This is a genomic window from Streptomyces sp. NPDC093260 (assembly GCF_040683715.1).
GTDB classification, from domain to species: Bacteria; Actinomycetota; Actinomycetes; order Streptomycetales; family Streptomycetaceae; genus Streptomyces; species Streptomyces sennicomposti.
Window position 1 is genome coordinate 221,271 of the sequence record NZ_JBFBEK010000009.1, and the last position, 17,424, is coordinate 238,694.

The 17,424-nt window shown below is 71.9% G+C and carries 16 protein-coding genes; 14 read left to right on the plus strand and 2 right to left on the minus strand.

The annotated features are described in order from the left end of the window. Entirely contained in the window at nt 1-1,656 is a 1,656-nt protein-coding gene (locus AB0N63_RS14445; RefSeq protein WP_365528638.1) for a hypothetical protein, read from the minus strand. A 193-nt stretch (nt 1,657-1,849) separates the two neighbouring features. Further along, on the minus strand, nt 1,850-4,048 hold the full coding sequence (locus AB0N63_RS14450) for an elongation factor G-like protein EF-G2 (RefSeq protein ID WP_365528641.1): 2,199 nt from the start codon (nt 4,046-4,048) through the stop codon (nt 1,850-1,852). A gap of 321 nt (nt 4,049-4,369) precedes the next feature. Here AB0N63_RS14450 and pgsA point away from each other — a divergent pair, with 321 nt between their 5' ends. From pgsA to AB0N63_RS14520, 14 genes are all read left to right on the plus strand, one after another. Further along, nucleotides 4,370-5,044, plus strand: a complete 675-nt coding sequence (gene pgsA / locus AB0N63_RS14455; protein ID WP_365528643.1) for a phosphatidylinositol phosphate synthase — start codon at nt 4,370-4,372, stop codon at nt 5,042-5,044. Next, on the plus strand, nt 5,041-5,949 hold the full coding sequence (locus AB0N63_RS14460) for a phosphatidylinositol mannoside acyltransferase (RefSeq protein ID WP_365528646.1): 909 nt from the start codon (nt 5,041-5,043) through the stop codon (nt 5,947-5,949). The genes pgsA and AB0N63_RS14460 overlap by 4 nt, the downstream gene beginning before the upstream one ends. Continuing rightward, on the plus strand, nt 5,946-7,109 hold the full coding sequence (locus AB0N63_RS14465; RefSeq protein WP_365528648.1) for a glycosyltransferase family 4 protein: 1,164 nt from the start codon (nt 5,946-5,948) through the stop codon (nt 7,107-7,109). Before AB0N63_RS14460 ends, AB0N63_RS14465 begins: the two co-directional genes overlap by 4 nt. A 191-nt stretch (nt 7,110-7,300) precedes the next feature. Further along, entirely contained in the window at nt 7,301-7,843 is a 543-nt protein-coding gene (locus AB0N63_RS14470; RefSeq protein WP_365528650.1) for a hypothetical protein, read from the plus strand. Between the two features lie 203 nt (nt 7,844-8,046). Then, complete coding sequence (gene pdxS / locus AB0N63_RS14475) at nt 8,047-8,961, plus strand: pyridoxal 5'-phosphate synthase lyase subunit PdxS (protein ID WP_009187630.1); 915 nt, start codon at nt 8,047-8,049, stop codon at nt 8,959-8,961. A gap of 7 nt (nt 8,962-8,968) precedes the next feature. Continuing rightward, nucleotides 8,969-9,580 (plus strand): pyridoxal 5'-phosphate synthase glutaminase subunit PdxT, encoded by a 612-nt coding sequence (gene pdxT / locus AB0N63_RS14480; protein WP_365528652.1) that lies wholly within the window; start codon nt 8,969-8,971, stop codon nt 9,578-9,580. A gap of 79 nt (nt 9,581-9,659) precedes the next feature. Beyond that, nucleotides 9,660-10,412: a YebC/PmpR family DNA-binding transcriptional regulator gene (locus AB0N63_RS14485; protein ID WP_009187628.1), complete on the plus strand. Its 753-nt coding sequence runs from the start codon at nt 9,660-9,662 to the stop codon at nt 10,410-10,412. A gap of 114 nt (nt 10,413-10,526) precedes the next feature. Beyond that, nucleotides 10,527-11,075 carry a crossover junction endodeoxyribonuclease RuvC gene (gene ruvC / locus AB0N63_RS14490; RefSeq protein WP_365528655.1) on the plus strand — a complete coding sequence of 183 codons (549 nt, stop codon included), beginning with the start codon at nt 10,527-10,529 and terminating at the stop codon, nt 11,073-11,075. Further along, nucleotides 11,072-11,677, plus strand: coding sequence for a Holliday junction branch migration protein RuvA (gene ruvA / locus AB0N63_RS14495; RefSeq protein WP_365528658.1), 606 nt, complete (start codon nt 11,072-11,074; stop codon nt 11,675-11,677). Before ruvC ends, ruvA begins: the two co-directional genes overlap by 4 nt. Nucleotides 11,678-12,019: 342 nt before the next feature. Further along, nucleotides 12,020-13,090, plus strand: a complete 1,071-nt coding sequence (gene ruvB / locus AB0N63_RS14500) for a Holliday junction branch migration DNA helicase RuvB (RefSeq protein ID WP_365528660.1) — start codon at nt 12,020-12,022, stop codon at nt 13,088-13,090. Between the two features lie 164 nt (nt 13,091-13,254). Next, nucleotides 13,255-13,749 (plus strand): preprotein translocase subunit YajC, encoded by a 495-nt coding sequence (gene yajC / locus AB0N63_RS14505; RefSeq protein ID WP_365528663.1) that lies wholly within the window; start codon nt 13,255-13,257, stop codon nt 13,747-13,749. A 131-nt stretch (nt 13,750-13,880) separates the two neighbouring features. Further along, on the plus strand, nt 13,881-15,668 hold the full coding sequence (gene secD / locus AB0N63_RS14510; RefSeq protein ID WP_365528665.1) for a protein translocase subunit SecD: 1,788 nt from the start codon (nt 13,881-13,883) through the stop codon (nt 15,666-15,668). 4 nt (nt 15,669-15,672) lie between these two features. Then, complete coding sequence (gene secF / locus AB0N63_RS14515) at nt 15,673-16,788, plus strand: protein translocase subunit SecF (protein ID WP_365528668.1); 1,116 nt, start codon at nt 15,673-15,675, stop codon at nt 16,786-16,788. 5 nt (nt 16,789-16,793) lie between these two features. Continuing rightward, the gene (locus tag AB0N63_RS14520) at nt 16,794-17,333 is read left to right on the plus strand and encodes an adenine phosphoribosyltransferase (protein WP_365528770.1); all 540 of its coding nucleotides are present in this window, start codon (nt 16,794-16,796) and stop codon (nt 17,331-17,333) included. Nucleotides 17,334-17,424 lie beyond the last annotated feature (91 nt).

Sequence of the window (17,424 nt, forward strand, 5' to 3'; positions counted from 1 at the left end):
CTACGCGTCGTAGAGATCGGCCTTCCGCGGGGACACGTCCTGTACGGCGCCGCTGAGGACGGACGAGCGGCTGCCGAACTTCTCGACGTCCACGCCGTTGTCGCGGAGCGTCTTGAGGGCCGCCGCGTGCACCACGCGCAGCACCGGTGTGGCGGCGCGCAGCGCGTCGTCGGCCATGAAGCGGTGCCGCCAGGGCTGGTCGGCCCAGGCGTGGCGCAGGCCGAACGGCTCGGGCAGGGTGAGGCTGCCGCCGAGCCAGTTCAGCAGCGGCGGGTACCAGGTCAGGGGGGCGCGGGCGGCGAGCCGTACGACCTCGTCGGGGTCGATGAGGGGGAGCTTGACCTTGCGGGTCTCCCAGAACCGGAACGCCTTCTGCACCTCCTTCTCCTTGGCCGCGGGCTTCTCGTTGAACAGGGGGTTGACGGGGCCGAGGGCGTGGCCGGTGACCTCGATGCGCAGGGTCTCGTGCAGCACGGTCACGGTGATCATCATGGTGATGACGAGGTGGCCGTCCCACAGGGTCCACTGGACGCCGAGGTAGTGCCGGTCGCCGCTGCCGAACTGCTGCTTGTTGCAGATGTCCTGGACGGCGTGGGTGCGGACGGTGTAGGCGTCCACGTCGGCGCCGGTGGGCCGGGAGACCTCCTTGGCGTTCTCGCCGACGGGGGTCACGATCCAGTGGGTGATGGTGGGCTTGGTGAAGCCGCCGGTGTTGATGGGGGTGCGTTCCAGCATGCCGAGGCCGCCCTGGATGGCGGTGATCACGTCCCAGCTGCGGAAGGGGTGGAAGTCCTTGCCCGGCTCGGCGGAGACGAGGTCCTCGGCGAGCTGCCAGCTGCCCCACCGGGTGCCCATGCCGAGGATGCCCTTGGGGCCGGCGTAGAAGACGGAGTTGGAGCGCTGTTCGGCGCCGAGGCGAGCGAGCTCCTTGCGGACCTGTTCGGCGGCGTCGCCGGGGCTGCCCGGCACGGCCTCGGGGATCTTGGCGCCGATGCCGCCGCCGGACAACAGGCTGGACCAGCGTTCCCTGAGGTCGTGGGCGGTGCGCTCGCAGATCCGCTTGGCCCAGAACCAGCCGATGACCGGCATGACGACGGCGGCGCGCCCGTACCAGGCCCAGAAGCCGTGGAAGGGCGTCTTGATCAGGAAGAGCAGGGCGAGCGCGCCCATGGCGAGCAGCAGGGCGGTGCCCAGGGCGCCGACGCGCCTGTCCTCGCGGCGGCTCACGTTGACGCGTAGCGTGAACACCAGCAGCCAGAGCGCGAATCCGGGCAGGAAGAGGACGCCGCACAGCACGGTGACGGCGCTGAGCCAGTTGTCGCGTTCGCGGCGGATGCGGTGGGCCGCGAGGCAGTGTTCGACCACCACCTGGGGTTCGATGCCGAAGGCCTGGATGAGTGGTTTGCGTCCGGCGCCCAGGGTGCGGTCGATGACCGCGCGGGAGAACGCCTCGCCGAACCTGGGGCGGAAGATCTTCGCCCAGGGGCGGGGAGGCGTGACGGTGGACTGGTGCCACTCGTTGTCCGCGTCCTTGATCTTGGTGAGTTCGTCGTCCCGGTAGGCCGCGGAGGCGAGCGCGTAGGTCGCCGCCGTCTGGCCCGCCGAGCCCGAGAGGGGCACCTGTGCCCCGGGACTGAAATCAAATCCGTCCGTCACTGCCGCCCCCACTGCCGCCGCGTCTGCTTCTGCGGCCTTCCCGACTTCCTTGCCCCGCACACCTGTTGATCAGGTCATCAGCGTATCCGGCCCGGTGCGCGCGCGGAGGTGGACGGCCGAAGCCGCCCACCTTTTCGGAGCGAAGCGTTCCGTCCCCCTGCCGGGCCGCCGGGTTGTGCGCCGGGCGCGCCTGCTAGGAGGCTTCGCGCTCCTGCTGGCGGATCCGTTCGGCGACCTGCGGCGGCATCGGTTCGTGCCGTGCGTAGCGGCGGTCGAAGCGGGCGGAGCCGTGGGAGAGGGACCGCAGGTCGACGGCGTAGCGGCCGATCTCGATCTCGGGGACCTCGGCGCGTACGAGGGTGCGTCCGCCGCTGATCTGCTCGGTGCCGAGGAGGCGGCCGCGGCGTCCGGACAGGTCGCTCATGACGGCGCCGACGTAGTCGTCGGGGACCAGGACGCCGATCTCGGCCACCGGTTCGAGCAGATGGATCCTCGCGTCGGCGGCGGCTTCCCGCAGGGCCAGGGCACCGGCGGTCTGGAAGGCGGCGTCGGAGGAGTCCACCGAGTGCGCCTTGCCGTCCAGGAGCGTGACGCGTACGTCGATCAGCGGGTGGCCGGCGGCGACGCCCTTGGCGGCCTGGGCGCGGACGCCCTTCTCCACCGAGGGGATGAACTGGCGCGGGACCGCGCCGCCGACGACCTTGTCGACGAACTCGATGCCGGAGCCGCCGGGCAGCGGTTCGACCTCGATCTCGCAGATGGCGTACTGGCCGTGGCCGCCGGACTGCTTGACGTGCCGGCCGCGTCCGGTGGACCGGTCGGCGAAGGTCTCCCGCAGGGAGACACGGTGCGCAACGACGTCGACCTGGACGCCGTAGCGGCTGCGCAGCCGTTCCAGGGCGACGTCGGCGTGGGCCTCGCCGAGGCACCACAGGACGACCTGGTGGGTGTCCTGGTTCTGTTCCAGGCGCATGGTGGGGTCCTCGGCGACGAGCCGGGCCAGTCCCTGGGAGAGTTTGTCCTCGTCGGCCTTGCTGTGCGCCTGGATGGCGACCGGCAGCAGCGGGTCGGGCATCTGCCAGGGTTCCATCAGCAGTGGGTCGCCCTTGGCCGAGAGGGTGTCACCGGTCTCGGCGCGGGTCAGTTTGGCCACCGAGACGAGGTCGCCGGCGACGGCGTGCGGCACCGGGTGCTGCTGTTTGCCGAACGGGGCCGACAGCGCGCCGATGCGTTCGTCGACGTCGTGGTCCTCGTGGCCCCGGTCGGCGAGCCCGTGCCCGGAGACGTGCACGGTCTCGTCGGGGCGCAGGGTGCCGGAGAAGACGCGGACCAGGGAGACGCGGCCGACGTAGGGGTCGGAGGAGGTCTTGACGACCTCGGCGACCAGCGGGCCGTCCGGGTCGCAGGGTTTCAGCACCCGGGGCCTGCCGTCGATCGTGGTCACGGCGGGGGCCTGCCGCTCGGGCGGGGTCGGGAAGCCGCGGACGACGAGGTCGAGGAGTTCGACGGTGCCGATGCCCTGCCTGGCGCCCTCGGCGGCGGGGGCGGCCGCCAGGACCGGGAAGAAGGAGCCGCGGGCGACGGCCCGCTCCAGATCCTTGATCAGGGTGTCGAGGTCGACCTGCTCGCCGCCGAGGTAGCGGTCCATGAGGGTCTCGTCCTCGCTCTCGGCGATGATGCCCTCGATGAGCCGGTTGCGGGCCTCCTCCAGGTCGGGCAGCTGGTCGGCGCCTGGTTCGGACTCCTTGCGCTCGCCGGTCGAGTAGTCGAACAGCTTGCGGGTCAGCAGCCCGACCAGGCCGGTGACGGGGGCGTGCCCGTCGCCTCCCTCGGGGCCGCGCAGCGGCAGGTAGAGCGGCAGGACGGCATCGGGGTCGTCCGCCCCGAACGCGTCGGCGCACACCCGGGTCATCTCCTCGAAGTCGGCGCGCGCCGATTCCAGGTGGGTGACGACGATGGCGCGGGGCATGCCGACGGCGGCGCACTCCTCCCACACCATGCGGGTGGAGCCGTCCACACCGTCGGAGGCCGAGACGACGAAGAGGGCCGCGTCCGCCGCGCGCAGACCGGCCCTGAGTTCCCCGACGAAGTCGGCGTATCCGGGAGTGTCCAGCAGGTTGATCTTGATGCCCTCCCATTCGACGGGCACCAGGGACAGCTGTACCGAGCGCTGCTGGCGGTGCTCGATCTCGTCGTAGTCCGAGACGCAGCCGCCGTCCTCGACGCGGCCCGCCCGGTTCACCGCCCCCGCCGTCTGCGCGAGGGCTTCCACCAGTGTCGTCTTGCCCGATCCGGAGTGGCCGACCAGCACCACATTCCGTAGGGACGTGGGTCGGTCGGCCGTCACTGCCCTGCCGGCGGCTCCGGGGTGTGTGTGCGCCTTGTCGCCCATGGTCCTGCCTCCCGTTGACGGTGAGGTCCGTGTGGGCGCGGACACGCGGCACCGCGTGCACTGGCGGCTCCTGCGACGCCCGCGGTCCTTCGAGCTTTCCACTCCCGTCATGCCGCGTCCATACGAAGGACCGCGAAGCCCTCCGGCCCCGTTCACCGAAGGGCGCTCGTGAGAGGTCCGTGCGCCGTCGGCGCGCGCCTCCCCGGGGGCCGCGAGCGGGCGGGCTGCGGTGCCCGGGCGTCACGCTCCCGCGCGCGTGGCTACGATGGGCCAGCCGGGGCCACCAGGGGCCGTCCGGCCACACCGACCGTCGGGAAGGCCATGCTGAACAAGTACGCGCGTGCATTCTTCACGCGTGTCCTCACACCGTTCGCCGCGTTTCTCATCCGCCGGGGCGTGAGCCCGGACACGGTCACGCTCCTCGGCACCGCCGGAGTGGTCGCGGGTGCGCTGGTCTTCTACCCCCGGGGCGAGTTCTTCTGGGGCACGGTCGTGATCACGCTGTTCGTGTTCTCCGACCTCGTCGACGGGAACATGGCCCGCCAGCTCGGCCGCTCCAGCCGCTGGGGCGCCTTCCTGGACTCCACCCTGGACCGGGTGGCGGACGGCGCGATCTTCGGCGGGTTCGCCCTCTGGTACGCGGGGCGGGGCGACGACAACGTGCTGTGCGCGGTGTCGATCTTCTGCCTGGCCAGCGGACAGGTGGTGTCGTACACCAAGGCGCGCGGCGAGTCGATCGGCCTGCCGGTCGCCGTCAACGGTCTCGTCGAGCGCGCCGAGCGGCTGGTGATCTCGCTGGTGGCGGCCGGGTTCGCGGGTCTGCACAAGTTCGGCGTGCCGGGCATCCAGTACCTGCTGCCGATCGCCCTGTGGGTGGTGGCCGCCGGCAGCCTCGTGACGCTGATCCAACGGGTGGTCACGGTCCGCCGTGAGTCCGAGGAGGCCGAGGCGGAGGCCGCCCGGCAGGAGAGCCAGGGGAGCGGAGCGGCGAAGTGAAGGCCCAGGAGCGCCTGACCGACGCCCTCTACGGCCTCGGCTGGAGCACCGTGAAGAAGCTCCCCGAACCGGTCGCCGTACGGCTCGGCCGCACCATCGCGGACATCGCCTGGAAGCGGCGCGGCAAGGGCGTCGAGCGGCTGGAGCGCAACTACGCGCGCGTGCTGCCGGACGCGGGCCCCGAGCGGCTGGCGGAGCTGTCCCGCGCGGGCATGCGGTCGTATCTGCGCTACTGGATGGAGTCCTTCCGGCTGCCGGCCTGGAGTCCCGAGCGGATCCGCGGCGGGTTCGCGCCCAAGGACGTCCACCACCTCACCGACGGTCTGGCAGCCGGCCGGGGCGTCATCCTCGCCCTGCCGCACCTGGCCAACTGGGACCTGGCCGGAGCCTGGGTGACCACCGAGCTGAACACGCCGTTCACCACGGTCGCCGAGCGGCTGAAGCCGGAGACGCTCTACGACCGTTTCGTCGCCTACCGCCAGGGCCTCGGCATGGAGGTCCTGCCGCACAGCGGGGGCTCCGCCTTCGGCACGCTGGCCCGGCGGCTGCGCGACGGCGGCCTGGTCTGCCTGGTCGCCGACCGCGACCTGTCCGCCTCCGGTGTCGAGGTGGACTTCTTCGGCGCGGCAGCCCGGATGCCGGCCGGACCCGCCCTGCTCGCGCAGCAGACCGGCGCCCTGCTGCTGCCCGTCACCCTCTGGTACGACGACTCGCCCGTCATGCAGGGCCGCGTCCACCCCCCGATCGAGGTACCGCCGGAGGGGACGCGGCGGGAGAAGGCGGCCGCGATGACGCAGGCGCTGGCCGACGCCTTCGCCGGCGGGATCGCCGAGCATCCGGAGGACTGGCACATGCTCCAGCGGCTGTGGCTCGCCGACCTCGACCCGGCGAAGGGACCCGCGTGAGAATCGGGATCGTCTGCCCGTACTCCTGGGACGTGCCCGGCGGCGTCCAGTTCCACATCCGCGACCTCGCCGAGTACTTCATCCGCCTCGGCCACGAGGTGTCCGTCCTCGCCCCCGCCGACGACGACACCCCCCTGCCGCCGTACGTCGTCTCGGCCGGGCGCGCGGTGCCGGTGCCGTACAACGGCTCGGTGGCCCGGCTGAACTTCGGCTTCCTGTCCGCCGCGCGGGTACGGCGCTGGCTGCACGAGGGCCGCTTCGACGTCATCCACATCCACGAGCCGACCTCGCCGTCCCTCGGCCTGCTGACCTGCTGGGCGGCGCAGGGCCCGATCGTCGCCACCTTCCACACCTCCAACCCGCGCTCACGGGCCATGGTCGCCGCGTACGCCATCCTCCAGGCGGCGCTGGAGAAGATCAGCGCCCGGATCGCGGTGAGCGAGTACGCCCGGCGCACCCTCGTCGAGCACCTGGGCGGCGACGCGGTGGTCATCCCCAACGGCGTCGACGTGGACTTCTTCGCCCGGGCCGAGCCGCGGCCGGAGTGGCAGGGCGGGACGATCGGCTTCATGGGACGTATCGACGAGCCCCGCAAGGGCCTGCCGGTGCTGATGCGGGCGCTGCCGAAGATCCTCGCCGCCCGGCCCGGCGCCCGGCTGCTGGTGGCCGGCCGCGGCGACGAGGAGGAGGCCGTCGCCTCGCTCCCGGCGCACCTGCGCTCCCGCGTCGAGTTCCTCGGCATGATCAGCGACGAGGACAAGGCGCGGTTCCTGCGCAGCGTCGACGTGTACGTCGCGCCCAACACCGGCGGCGAGAGTTTCGGCATCATCCTGGTCGAGGCCATGTCCGCGGGCGCGCCGGTCATCGCCTCCGACCTCGACGCCTTCGCGCAGGTGCTCGACCAGGGCAAGGCGGGCGAGCTGTTCGCCAACGAGGACGCGGGCGCGCTCGCCGAGGCCGCGGTACGGCTCCTCGCCGACCCCGCCCGCCGCGCCGAGCTGCGCGAACGCGGCAGCGCTCACGTCCGCCGCTTCGACTGGTCGACCGTCGGCGCGGACATCCTGTCGGTCTACGAGACGGTGACGGCGGGCGCGGCGGCGGTGGCCGCCGACGACCGCGCCACGGGCCTGCGCGCCCGCCTGGGGCTGGCCCGCGACTGAGGCCGGGTTTCCGCCGGGTGCGGCGGGGGCCTGAGGGGGCCACTCCCGTCGGCCCCTGGCCCGCAGCGCGATCCGCCCGCGGGCGGCCCGGAGCCCGGAGGGGAGTCTGCGGACGGCCGGGACGCCCGGCGCCCGCAGCGCGGTCCGCCCGCGGGCGGACGTCCCGCCGCGCACCGGTAGCCTTGCCGCCCGTGACCGCAACGTTCATCTGGATCCTTGTCGCGCTCGTCGCCGTCGGGCTGTACCTGAGCTGGACGGCGGGGCGGCTGGACCGGCTGCACGCCCGGATCGACGCCGCCCGCGCCGCGCTCGACGCCCAGCTGCTGCGCCGCGCCTCCGTGGCCCAGGAACTGGCCACCTCCGGAGTGCTCGACCCGGCCGCCTCGATCGTGCTCTACGAGGCCGCGCACGCCGCCCGGCAGTCCGAGGAGGACCAGCGCGAGGTCGCCGAGAGCGAGCTGAGCCAGGCGCTCAGGGCGGTGTTCGCCGAGGCGCCGCAGGTGGAGGCGGTCCGCGAGGCGCCCGGGGGAGAGGAGGCCGCGCGCGAGCTGACGGAGGCCGTGCGCAGGGTCCCGATGGCCCGCCGCTTCCACAACGACGCGGTGGGCGCGGCCCGCCGGCTGCGCGAGCACCGCAAGGTCCGCTGGTTCCGGCTGGCCGGCCACGCCCCCTTCCCCCTGGCCTTCGAGATGGACGACGAGCCGCCGCCCGCCCTGGTGGACCGGGGCGCGTAGCCCCGCCCGGGGCCCGGCAGGGGCGCCGTATCCGCGAGGCAGGCCCGGGGCCGGTCCGCGCCATGCGCCGTACCCCGAGAACGTAGCCGCGGCGCCCCCGAAAAGGATCCACCGTCTCACCATTGGCCCTTGCCGTGGACTGGTCCACTCGCGTTTCCTCACTCGTGCACCAACCCCCTCTTTTCCCCCGAGTGAGGTCACCCGTGTCCACCACGCTTTCCGACTCCGCCCAGACCCCCGAGACCGGCACCGCCCGGGTGAAGCGCGGCATGGCCGAGCAGCTCAAGGGCGGCGTGATCATGGACGTCGTCACCCCGGAGCAGGCGAAGATCGCCGAGGACGCGGGCGCCGTCGCGGTCATGGCCCTGGAGCGGGTCCCGGCGGACATCCGCAAGGACGGCGGCGTGGCCCGCATGTCCGACCCGGACATGATCGAGGGCATCATCGACGCCGTCTCCATCCCGGTGATGGCCAAGTCCCGCATCGGCCACTTCGTCGAGGCGCAGGTGCTCCAGTCCCTCGGCGTGGACTACATCGACGAGTCCGAGGTCCTCACCCCGGCCGACGAGGTCAACCACTCCGACAAGTGGGCCTTCACCACCCCCTTCGTGTGCGGCGCCACCAACCTCGGCGAGGCCCTGCGCCGCATCGCCGAGGGCGCGGCCATGATCCGCTCCAAGGGCGAGGCCGGCACCGGCAACGTCGTCGAGGCCGTCCGCCACCTGCGCCAGATCAAGAACGAGATCGCCCGGCTGCGCGGCTACGACAACAACGAGCTGTACGCCGCCGCCAAGGAGCTGCGCGCCCCCTACGAGCTGGTCAAGGAGGTCGCCGAGCTGGGCAAGCTCCCGGTGGTGCTGTTCTCCGCGGGCGGTGTGGCCACTCCCGCCGACGCCGCGCTGATGCGCCAGCTCGGCGCCGAGGGCGTCTTCGTCGGCTCCGGCATCTTCAAGTCCGGCGACCCGGCCAAGCGCGCCGCCGCCATCGTCAAGGCGACCACCTTCTACGACGACCCGAAGATCATCGCGGACGCGTCCCGCAACCTCGGCGAGGCCATGGTCGGCATCAACTGCGACACCCTGCCCGAGACCGAGCGCTACGCCAACCGCGGCTGGTAATCACTCCATGAGCGACGAAGCCCCTGTCATCGGCGTCCTGGCCCTCCAGGGCGACGTACGGGAGCACCTCATCGCCCTGGCCGCGGCCGACGCCGTGGCCAGGCCGGTCAGGCGCCCCGAAGAACTCGCCGAGGTCGACGGCCTGGTCCTGCCCGGCGGCGAGTCCACCACCATCTCCAAACTCGCCGTCCTGTTCGGCGTGATGGACCCCCTCCGCGCGCGCGTGCGCGGAGGCATGCCCGTGTACGGCACCTGCGCCGGCATGATCATGCTCGCCGACAAGATCCTCGACCCGCGCTCGGGCCAGGAGACCGTCGGCGGCATCGACATGATCGTGCGCCGCAACGCCTTCGGCCGGCAGAACGAGTCCTTCGAGGCCGCCGTGGACGTCGAGGGCGTCGCGGGCGACCCCGTGGAGGGCGTCTTCATCCGCGCCCCCTGGGTCGAGTCGGTCGGCGCCGGCGCCGAGGTGCTCGCCGAGCACGACGGCCACATCGTCGCGGTCCGCCAGGGCGACGCGCTGGCCACGTCGTTCCACCCCGAGCTGACCGGCGACCACCGGGTGCACGCCCTTTTCGTCGAGATGGTGCGCGCGAAGCGGGCCGCGGAGTCCTTGTAGGATCTCCGGGGGTACCTCCCGGCTGCTTCAGGTCCGGGGGCGTTCGTACAGGATGGGTTTACGCGAAGGAGACAGGCAGATGTCCGGCCACTCTAAATGGGCCACGACGAAGCACAAGAAGGCCGTCATCGACGCCAAGCGTGGCAAGCTCTTCGCGAAGCTGATCAAGAACATCGAGGTCGCCGCGCGCATGGGCGGTGTCGACCTGGACGGCAACCCGACGCTCTACGACGCCGTGCAGAAGGCCAAGAAGCAGTCGGTGCCCAACAAGAACATCGACTCGGCCATCAAGCGCGGCGGCGGCCTGGAGGCCGGCGGCGCCGACTACGAGACGATCATGTACGAGGGCTACGGTCCGAACGGTGTCGCGGTGCTCATCGAGTGCCTCACCGACAACCGCAACCGTGCCGCCTCCGACGTCCGCGTCGCCATGACCCGCAACGGCGGCTCCATGGCCGACCCCGGCTCGGTGTCGTACCTGTTCAACCGCAAGGGCGTCGTGATCGTCCCCAAGGGCGAGCTGACCGAGGACGACGTCCTGGCCGCCGTCCTGGACGCGGGCGCCGAGGAGGTCAACGACCTCGGCGAGAACTTCGAGGTGCTCAGCGAGGCCACCGACCTGGTCGCGGTCCGCACCGCCCTCCAGGAGGCCGGGATCGACTACGACTCGGCCGAGGCCAACTTCGTCCCGACCATGCAGGTCGAGCTGGACGAGGAAGGCGCCAAGAAGATCTTCAAGCTGATCGACGCGCTGGAGGACAGCGACGACGTGCAGAACGTCTTCGCCAACTTCGACGTCAGCGACGAGGTCATGGAGAAGGTCGACGCGTAACACCCCGCGCGCACGGCGACCCAGACGGGCCGGAGGGACGCGTCCCCCGGCCCGCCGCCGTTGTCGGTGGCACCCGATAGCCTGCACGAACAGCAGCAGACGGAAGGGACGGGCGTGCGCGTACTGGGGGTGGACCCGGGGCTGACCCGGTGCGGAGTCGGCGTCGTGGAGGGCGTCGCCGGTCGGCCGCTGACCATGATCGGCGTCGGCGTGGTCCGCACGCCCGCGGACGCCGACCTCGGCCACCGCCTGGTCGTCGTCGAACAGGGCATCGAACAGTGGCTCGACGAGCACCGCCCGGAGTTCGTCGCGGTGGAGCGCGTCTTCAGCCAGCACAACGTGCGCACGGTGATGGGCACCGCCCAGGCCAGCGCCGTCGCCATCCTGTGCGCCTCCCGCCGCGGCATCCCCGTCGCCCTGCACACCCCCAGCGAGGTCAAGGCCGCCGTCACCGGCAGCGGACGCGCGGACAAGGCCCAGGTGGGCGCCATGGTCACCCGGCTCCTGCGGCTGAGCGCGCCCCCGAAACCCGCCGACGCCGCCGACGCTCTCGCACTCGCCATCTGCCACATCTGGCGGGCCCCCGCCCAGAACCGGCTCCAGCAGGCCGTCGCCCGGCACGCGGCCGGAACTCCGATGACATCGAAAGGCCGTACGGCATGATCGCCTTCGTCAGCGGCGCCGTCGCCGCCCTCGCCCCCGACACCGCGGTGATCGAGGTGGGCGGCGTCGGCATGGCCGTCCAGTGCACCCCGAACACGCTGTCGACGCTGCGGATCGGGCAGCCCGCGAAACTGCACACCTCCCTGGTCGTACGCGAGGACTCGCTCACTCTGTACGGCTTCGCCGACGACGACGAGCGCCAGGTCTTCGAACTCCTGCAGACCGCCAGCGGCGTCGGCCCCCGCCTCGCCCAGGCCATGCTCGCCGTGCACACCCCCGACGCCCTGCGCGGCGCGGTAGCCACCGGCGACGAGAAGGCGCTCACCGCGGTGCCCGGCATCGGCAAGAAGGGCGCCCAGAAGCTCCTGCTGGAACTCAAGGACCGGCTCGGCGCACCGGTCGGCGCCCCCGCCGTCGGCGTCCCCGTCACCCAGGGCTGGCGCGACCAGCTGCACGCCGCCCTGATCGGCCTCGGGTACGCCACCCGGGAGGCCGACGAGGCCGTCGCCGCGGTGGCCCCGCAGGCCGAGGCGGGCGGCGGCGCGCCCCAGGTGGGACAGCTGCTGAAGGCCGCCCTCCAGACCCTGAACCGGACCCGCTGACAGGCGGCCGGCCGGGCCGCCGACCCGGGCGACGGCCGGGACCGCGTCCCGCCCGCCGCGACACGGGCCCGGCCCCCGGTCCGGGCCCTGGCCCGGAGGACAGCCCCTGACCTGCGGTCCTGGCCCAGAGCCGGTCCCCGGCCCGGGCCCCTGCTCCGGCGACGGCCCCTGACCTGCGATGCTGACGTGGGACCGGCCCCCGATCCACGATTCCGGCATCGGCCCGGCCCGGCCCGCCGATCGTCGCAGCGGCCCTGGCGCCGACCCGGAACCGGCGAGCCCCGCCGGCCCCGACCCCGAACCGAGCCCGCCGACCACCACTCTCCCCGAGGCTGAGCAGACATGAACTGGGACGACACGACCGACACGCCCGCCGGCGAACGGCTGGTGGGCTCTGTCGCCGACCGTGAGGACCAGGCCGTCGAGGCCGCCCTGCGGCCCAAGGACCTGGGCGAGTTCATCGGCCAGGAGAAGGTGCGCGAACAGCTCGACCTCGTGCTGCGCGCCGCCCGCGCGCGCGGCGCCACCGCCGACCACGTGCTGCTCTCCGGCGCGCCCGGCCTCGGCAAGACCACCCTGTCGATGATCATCGCCGCCGAGATGGGCGCCCCCATCCGGATCACCTCGGGACCCGCCATCCAGCACGCCGGCGACCTCGCCGCCATCCTCTCCTCCCTCCAGGAGGGCGAGGTGCTCTTCCTCGACGAGATCCACCGGATGTCCCGGCCCGCCGAGGAGATGCTCTACATGGCGATGGAGGACTTCCGCGTCGACGTCATCGTCGGCAAGGGTCCCGGCGCCACCGCCATCCCGCTGGAGCTGCCCCCCTTCACCCTGGTCGGCGCCACCACCCGGGCCGGCCTGCTGCCGCCCCCGCTGCGCGACCGGTTCGGCTTCACCGCGCACATGGAGTTCTACGAGCCCGCCGAACTGGAGCGCGTCGTGCACCGCTCGGCGAGCCTGCTCGACGTCGAGATCGACACCGCCGGTGCCGCCGAGATCGCCGGCCGCTCCCGCGGCACCCCCCGGATCGCCAACCGGCTGCTGCGCCGGGTGCGCGACTACGCGCAGGTCAAAGCGGACGGCGTCATCACCCGTGAGATCGCCGCCGCCGCCCTCGCCGTCTACGAGGTCGACCCGCGCGGCCTGGACCGGCTCGACCGGGCCGTGCTCCAGGCGCTGCTGAAGCTGTTCGGCGGCGGTCCCGTCGGCCTGTCGACACTCGCGGTGGCGGTGGGGGAGGAACGTGAGACCGTGGAAGAGGTCGCCGAGCCCTTCCTCGTACGGGAGGGCCTGCTCGCCCGCACCCCCCGCGGGCGTGTCGCCACCCCCGCGGCGTGGGCGCATCTCGGACTGACGCCGCCGCGCTCGCAGACCGCGGGAAACGGACAAGGGGACCTGTTCGGGGCGTGATGCGTGCGGCATTGGCCCGACCAGGAACCCAGGTGCCATGCTGAGCGTTGTTCCATGCACGCGGACTCGCTTAGACTCCGCCGATGCCGCCCTTGTCGACGGCACGCACACCCCCAACCATCAGGCCGCTCACCATCGCGGTCGTGTGAAGGAAGTTCCGACCCGTGAGTCTCGTGACCCTCCTCCCGTTCATCGTGCTCATCGGGGCCATGTTCCTGATGACCCGGTCGGCCAAGCGCAAGCAGGCTCAGGCCGCCGACATGCGGAACCAGATGCAGCCCGGCAGCGGAATCCGCACCATCGGGGGCATGTACGCCACGGTCAAGGAGGTCAACGACGACACGGTCCTCCTTGACGCCGGGCCGGGCGTGGAGCTGCTGTTCGCCAAGAACGCCATCGCCACCGTCCTGTCCGACGACGAGTACAACCGCATCGTCCACGGCATCGAGCACGACCTGAAGTCCGACGCCGACCTCGTTCCCGACGACGCCTCCTCCCTCACCGAGACCGACGAGCCCGCCGCCGACGCTTCCACCGCCTCCGACGACAAGCCGATCGACCTCGGGAAGAAGGACGCGGCCGAGGAGCCGGCCGACGCCGCCGAGGCGAAGGCGGACGCAGAGCCGAAGAAGACCGACGGCGACTCCGAGGCGAAGTAGTCACCCTCCAGGGCGCGCGGCACCGCCCGCGCGCCCTGGGACGTGTTCACTTCGCGCGGGATCCCGACACCATGTCATGGCCGCCACCGGGCTGACCCGGCGCGGAGCGGCCCGAGAGGGAGTACGAGAAGGTGGCAGCACCTAAGAAGGGCCGGAGCGCGAGCGCCCAGAGCAAGCCATGGCGCTCGCTGGCCCTCATCCTGATCGCCATCGTGGCGCTCACCGGCGGCATGTTCGCCTCGGGGAACACCACCCCGCGTCTCGGCATCGACCTGGCCGGCGGCACGAGCATCACCCTGCGGGCGGTCCCCGAACGCGGTCAGGAATCCGCGATCAACAAGACCAACATGAACACGGCCGTGAACATCATGGAACGCCGTGTCAACGGTCTTGGCGTCTCGGAGGCCGAGGTCCAGACCCAGGGCGACGACAACATCATCGTCAACATCCCCAAGGGCACGAACTCCAAGCAGGCCCGGGAGCAGGTCGGCACCACCGCGAAGCTGTACTTCCGTCCGGTCCTCGCCACCGAGGTCTCCGCCGGCGCCGCCACGGCCAGCCCGTCGCCGAGCGCCTCCTCCAGCCCCTCGGGCAAGGCGTCCGCCAGCCCTTCGGGCAAGGCGACGGAACAGTCCGGCGACAAGGCGACCTCCGGCTCCGCGAGCCCGTCGGCGACGGCGACCCAGCAGGGCCGCGCCGTCACCGGCGCCCTGAAGGCCGACGCCACGCCGTCCGGTAAGGCGTCCTCCAGCCCGAAGGCATCCACCAGCGCCGCCCCGTCGCCGAGCGGCAGCGCCGGCGCCGACGCCACCGCCAAGCTCCAGGCCCAGTACACAGCGCTCGACTGCTCCAAGGAGAGCGTGCGCGCCACCGCCGGCAAGGGCGTGCTGCCCACCGAGCCCACCGTGGCCTGCGGCAAGAACTCCTCGGGCGTGTGGCAGAAGTACATCCTCGGCCCGGCCGCCGTCGACGGCACCGACGTCAAGAAGGGCCAGGCGGTCTTCGACACCCAGGGCGCGGCCGGCTGGATCGTCCAGCTCGACTTCACCGGCTCGGGCGCGAAGAAGTTCGCCGACGTCACCGGCAAGCTGGCGCAGAACCAGTCGCCGCAGAACCAGTTCGCCATCGTGCTGGACGGCGAAGTGGTCTCCGACCCCTACGTCAAGCAGGCCATCACCGGCGGCAACGCCGAGATCTCCGGCAGCTTCGACCAGCAGTCCGCGCAGAGCCTGGCCAACATGCTCTCCTACGGCGCCCTGCCGCTGACCTTCAAGGAGGACAGCGTCACCACCGTGACGGCCGCGCTCGGCGGCGACCAGCTGCACGCCGGCCTGATCGCGGGCGCCATCGGCCTCGCCCTGGTCGTCGTCTACCTGCTGATCTTCTACCGCGGCCTGTCGCTGATCGCCATCCCCTCGCTGCTGGTCTCGGCGATCCTCGCCTACGTGATCATGTCGCTGCTCGGCCCGGCCATCGGCTTCGCGCTGAACCTGCCGGCGGTGTGCGGCGCGATCGTCGCCATCGGCATCACCGCGGACTCGTTCATCGTGTTCTTCGAGCGCATCCGCGACGAGATCCGCGAGGGCCGCTCGCTGCGCCCCGCCGTGGAACGCGCCTGGCCGCGCGCGCGCCGCACCATCCTGGTCTCCGACTTCGTCTCGTTCCTGGCCGCCGCGGTGCTGTTCATCGTTACCGTCGGCAAGGTGCAGGGCTTCGCGTTCACGCTCGGCCTGACCACGCTGCTCGACGTGGTCGTCGTCTTCCTGTTCACCAAGCCGCTGATGACGATCCTGGCCCGCAGGAAGTTCTACGCGAACGGCCACAAGTGGTCCGGCCTCGATCCCAAGGCCCTGGGCGCCAAGCCTCCGCTGCGCCGTACCCGCCGCCCCGCCCGCCCCGTCGACACGAAGGAGGCGTGAGCGTATGTCGAAGATCGGCAGCCTCGGCGCCCGACTCCACCGTGGCGAGGTCGGCTACGACTTCGTCAAGAACCGCAAGATCTGGTACGGCATCTCCATCCTGATCACCATCACGGCCATCCTCGGCCTGGCGGTGCGCGGCCTGAACATGGGCATCGAGTTCCAGGGCGGAGCGGTCTTCACCACCCCCAAGCACATGACGACCTCGGTCAGCCAGGCCGAGACGTACGCCCAAGAGGCCTCCGGCCACGACGCGATCGTGCAGAAGCTCGGTGACGGCAGCCTGCGCATCCAAATCGCCGGCATCGACACCGGCAAGTCCGACGAGATCAAGGACACCCTCTCCAAGGACCTGAAGGTCAACCCGGAGCAGATCAACGCCGACCTGGTCGGCCCCAGCTGGGGCAAGCAGATCGCCAACAAGGCCTGGGAGGGCCTGGCGATCTTCATGGTCCTGGTCGTGATCTACCTGGCGATCGCCTTCGAGTGGCGGATGGCGCTGGCCGCCCTGGTCGCCCTGATCCACGACATCACGATCACCACCGGCATCTACGCCCTCGTCGGCTTCGAGGTCACGCCGGGCACCGTGATCGGTCTGCTGACCATCCTCGGTTACTCGCTCTACGACACGGTCGTCGTCTTCGACAGCCTCAAGGAGCAGACGAAGGACATCACCAAGCAGACGCGCTGGACCTACAGCGACATCGCCAACCAGTCGATCAACGGCACGCTGATGCGCTCCATCAACACCACCGTGGTCGCGCTGCTGCCGGTGGCGGGCCTGCTGTTCATCGGCGGCGGCGTGCTCGGCGCGGGCATGCTCAACGACATCTCGCTGTCGCTGTTCGTCGGCCTCGCCGCCGGCGCGTACTCCTCGATCTTCATCGCCACGCCGCTCGTCGCCGACCTCAAGGAGCGCGAGCCGCAGATGAAGGCCCTGCGCAAGCGCGTCCTGGCCAAGCGGGCGCAGGCCGGCGCGCAGGGTGAGCCGGCGGCCCAGGGCGCCGACTCGTCCTTCGGCGAGGAGCCCGAGGACGCCGCCCCCGCGGTCGTCGGCCCGCGCGAGCAGGGCGCCTCCCGCAGCCGGGGCCGTGGCCGGCCCTCCGGGAAGCGCCGGTGACCGCGATGACCGACATCCAGGAACTGCTGCTCAGCCGCATCCGCGACGTGGAGGACTACCCGGAGCAGGGCGTGATGTTCAAGGACATCACCCCGCTCCTGGCGGATCCGGCGGCGTTCACCGCCCTGACCGACGCGTTCGCCGAGATCGCCGAACGCGCCGGCGCCACGAAGATCGTCGGCCTGGAGGCCCGCGGCTTCATCCTCGGCGCCCCGGTCGCCGTCCGCGCGGGCCTCGGTTTCATCCCCGTGCGCAAGGCGGGCAAGCTCCCCGGAGCCACCCTCCGCCAGGCCTACGACCTGGAGTACGGCTCGGCGGAGATCGAGGTGCACGCCGAGGACCTGACCGCGGGCGACCGCGTCCTGGTCGTGGACGACGTCCTCGCCACCGGCGGCACCGCGGAGGCCTCCGTGCAGCTGATCCGCCGGGCGGGCGCCCAGGTCGCCGGCGTCGCCGTCCTGATGGAACTCGGGTTCCTCGGCGGCCGGGCCCGGCTGGAACCGGCGCTGGACGGAGCGCCCCTGGAGGCGCTGCTCCAGGTCTGACCGAAGCGCGGATACGGGACGAAAACGCCGTATCCGTACAGACGGCACCACAGAGACGGGCCCGGAGGAATCCGGCGCCCGTCTCAGGTGT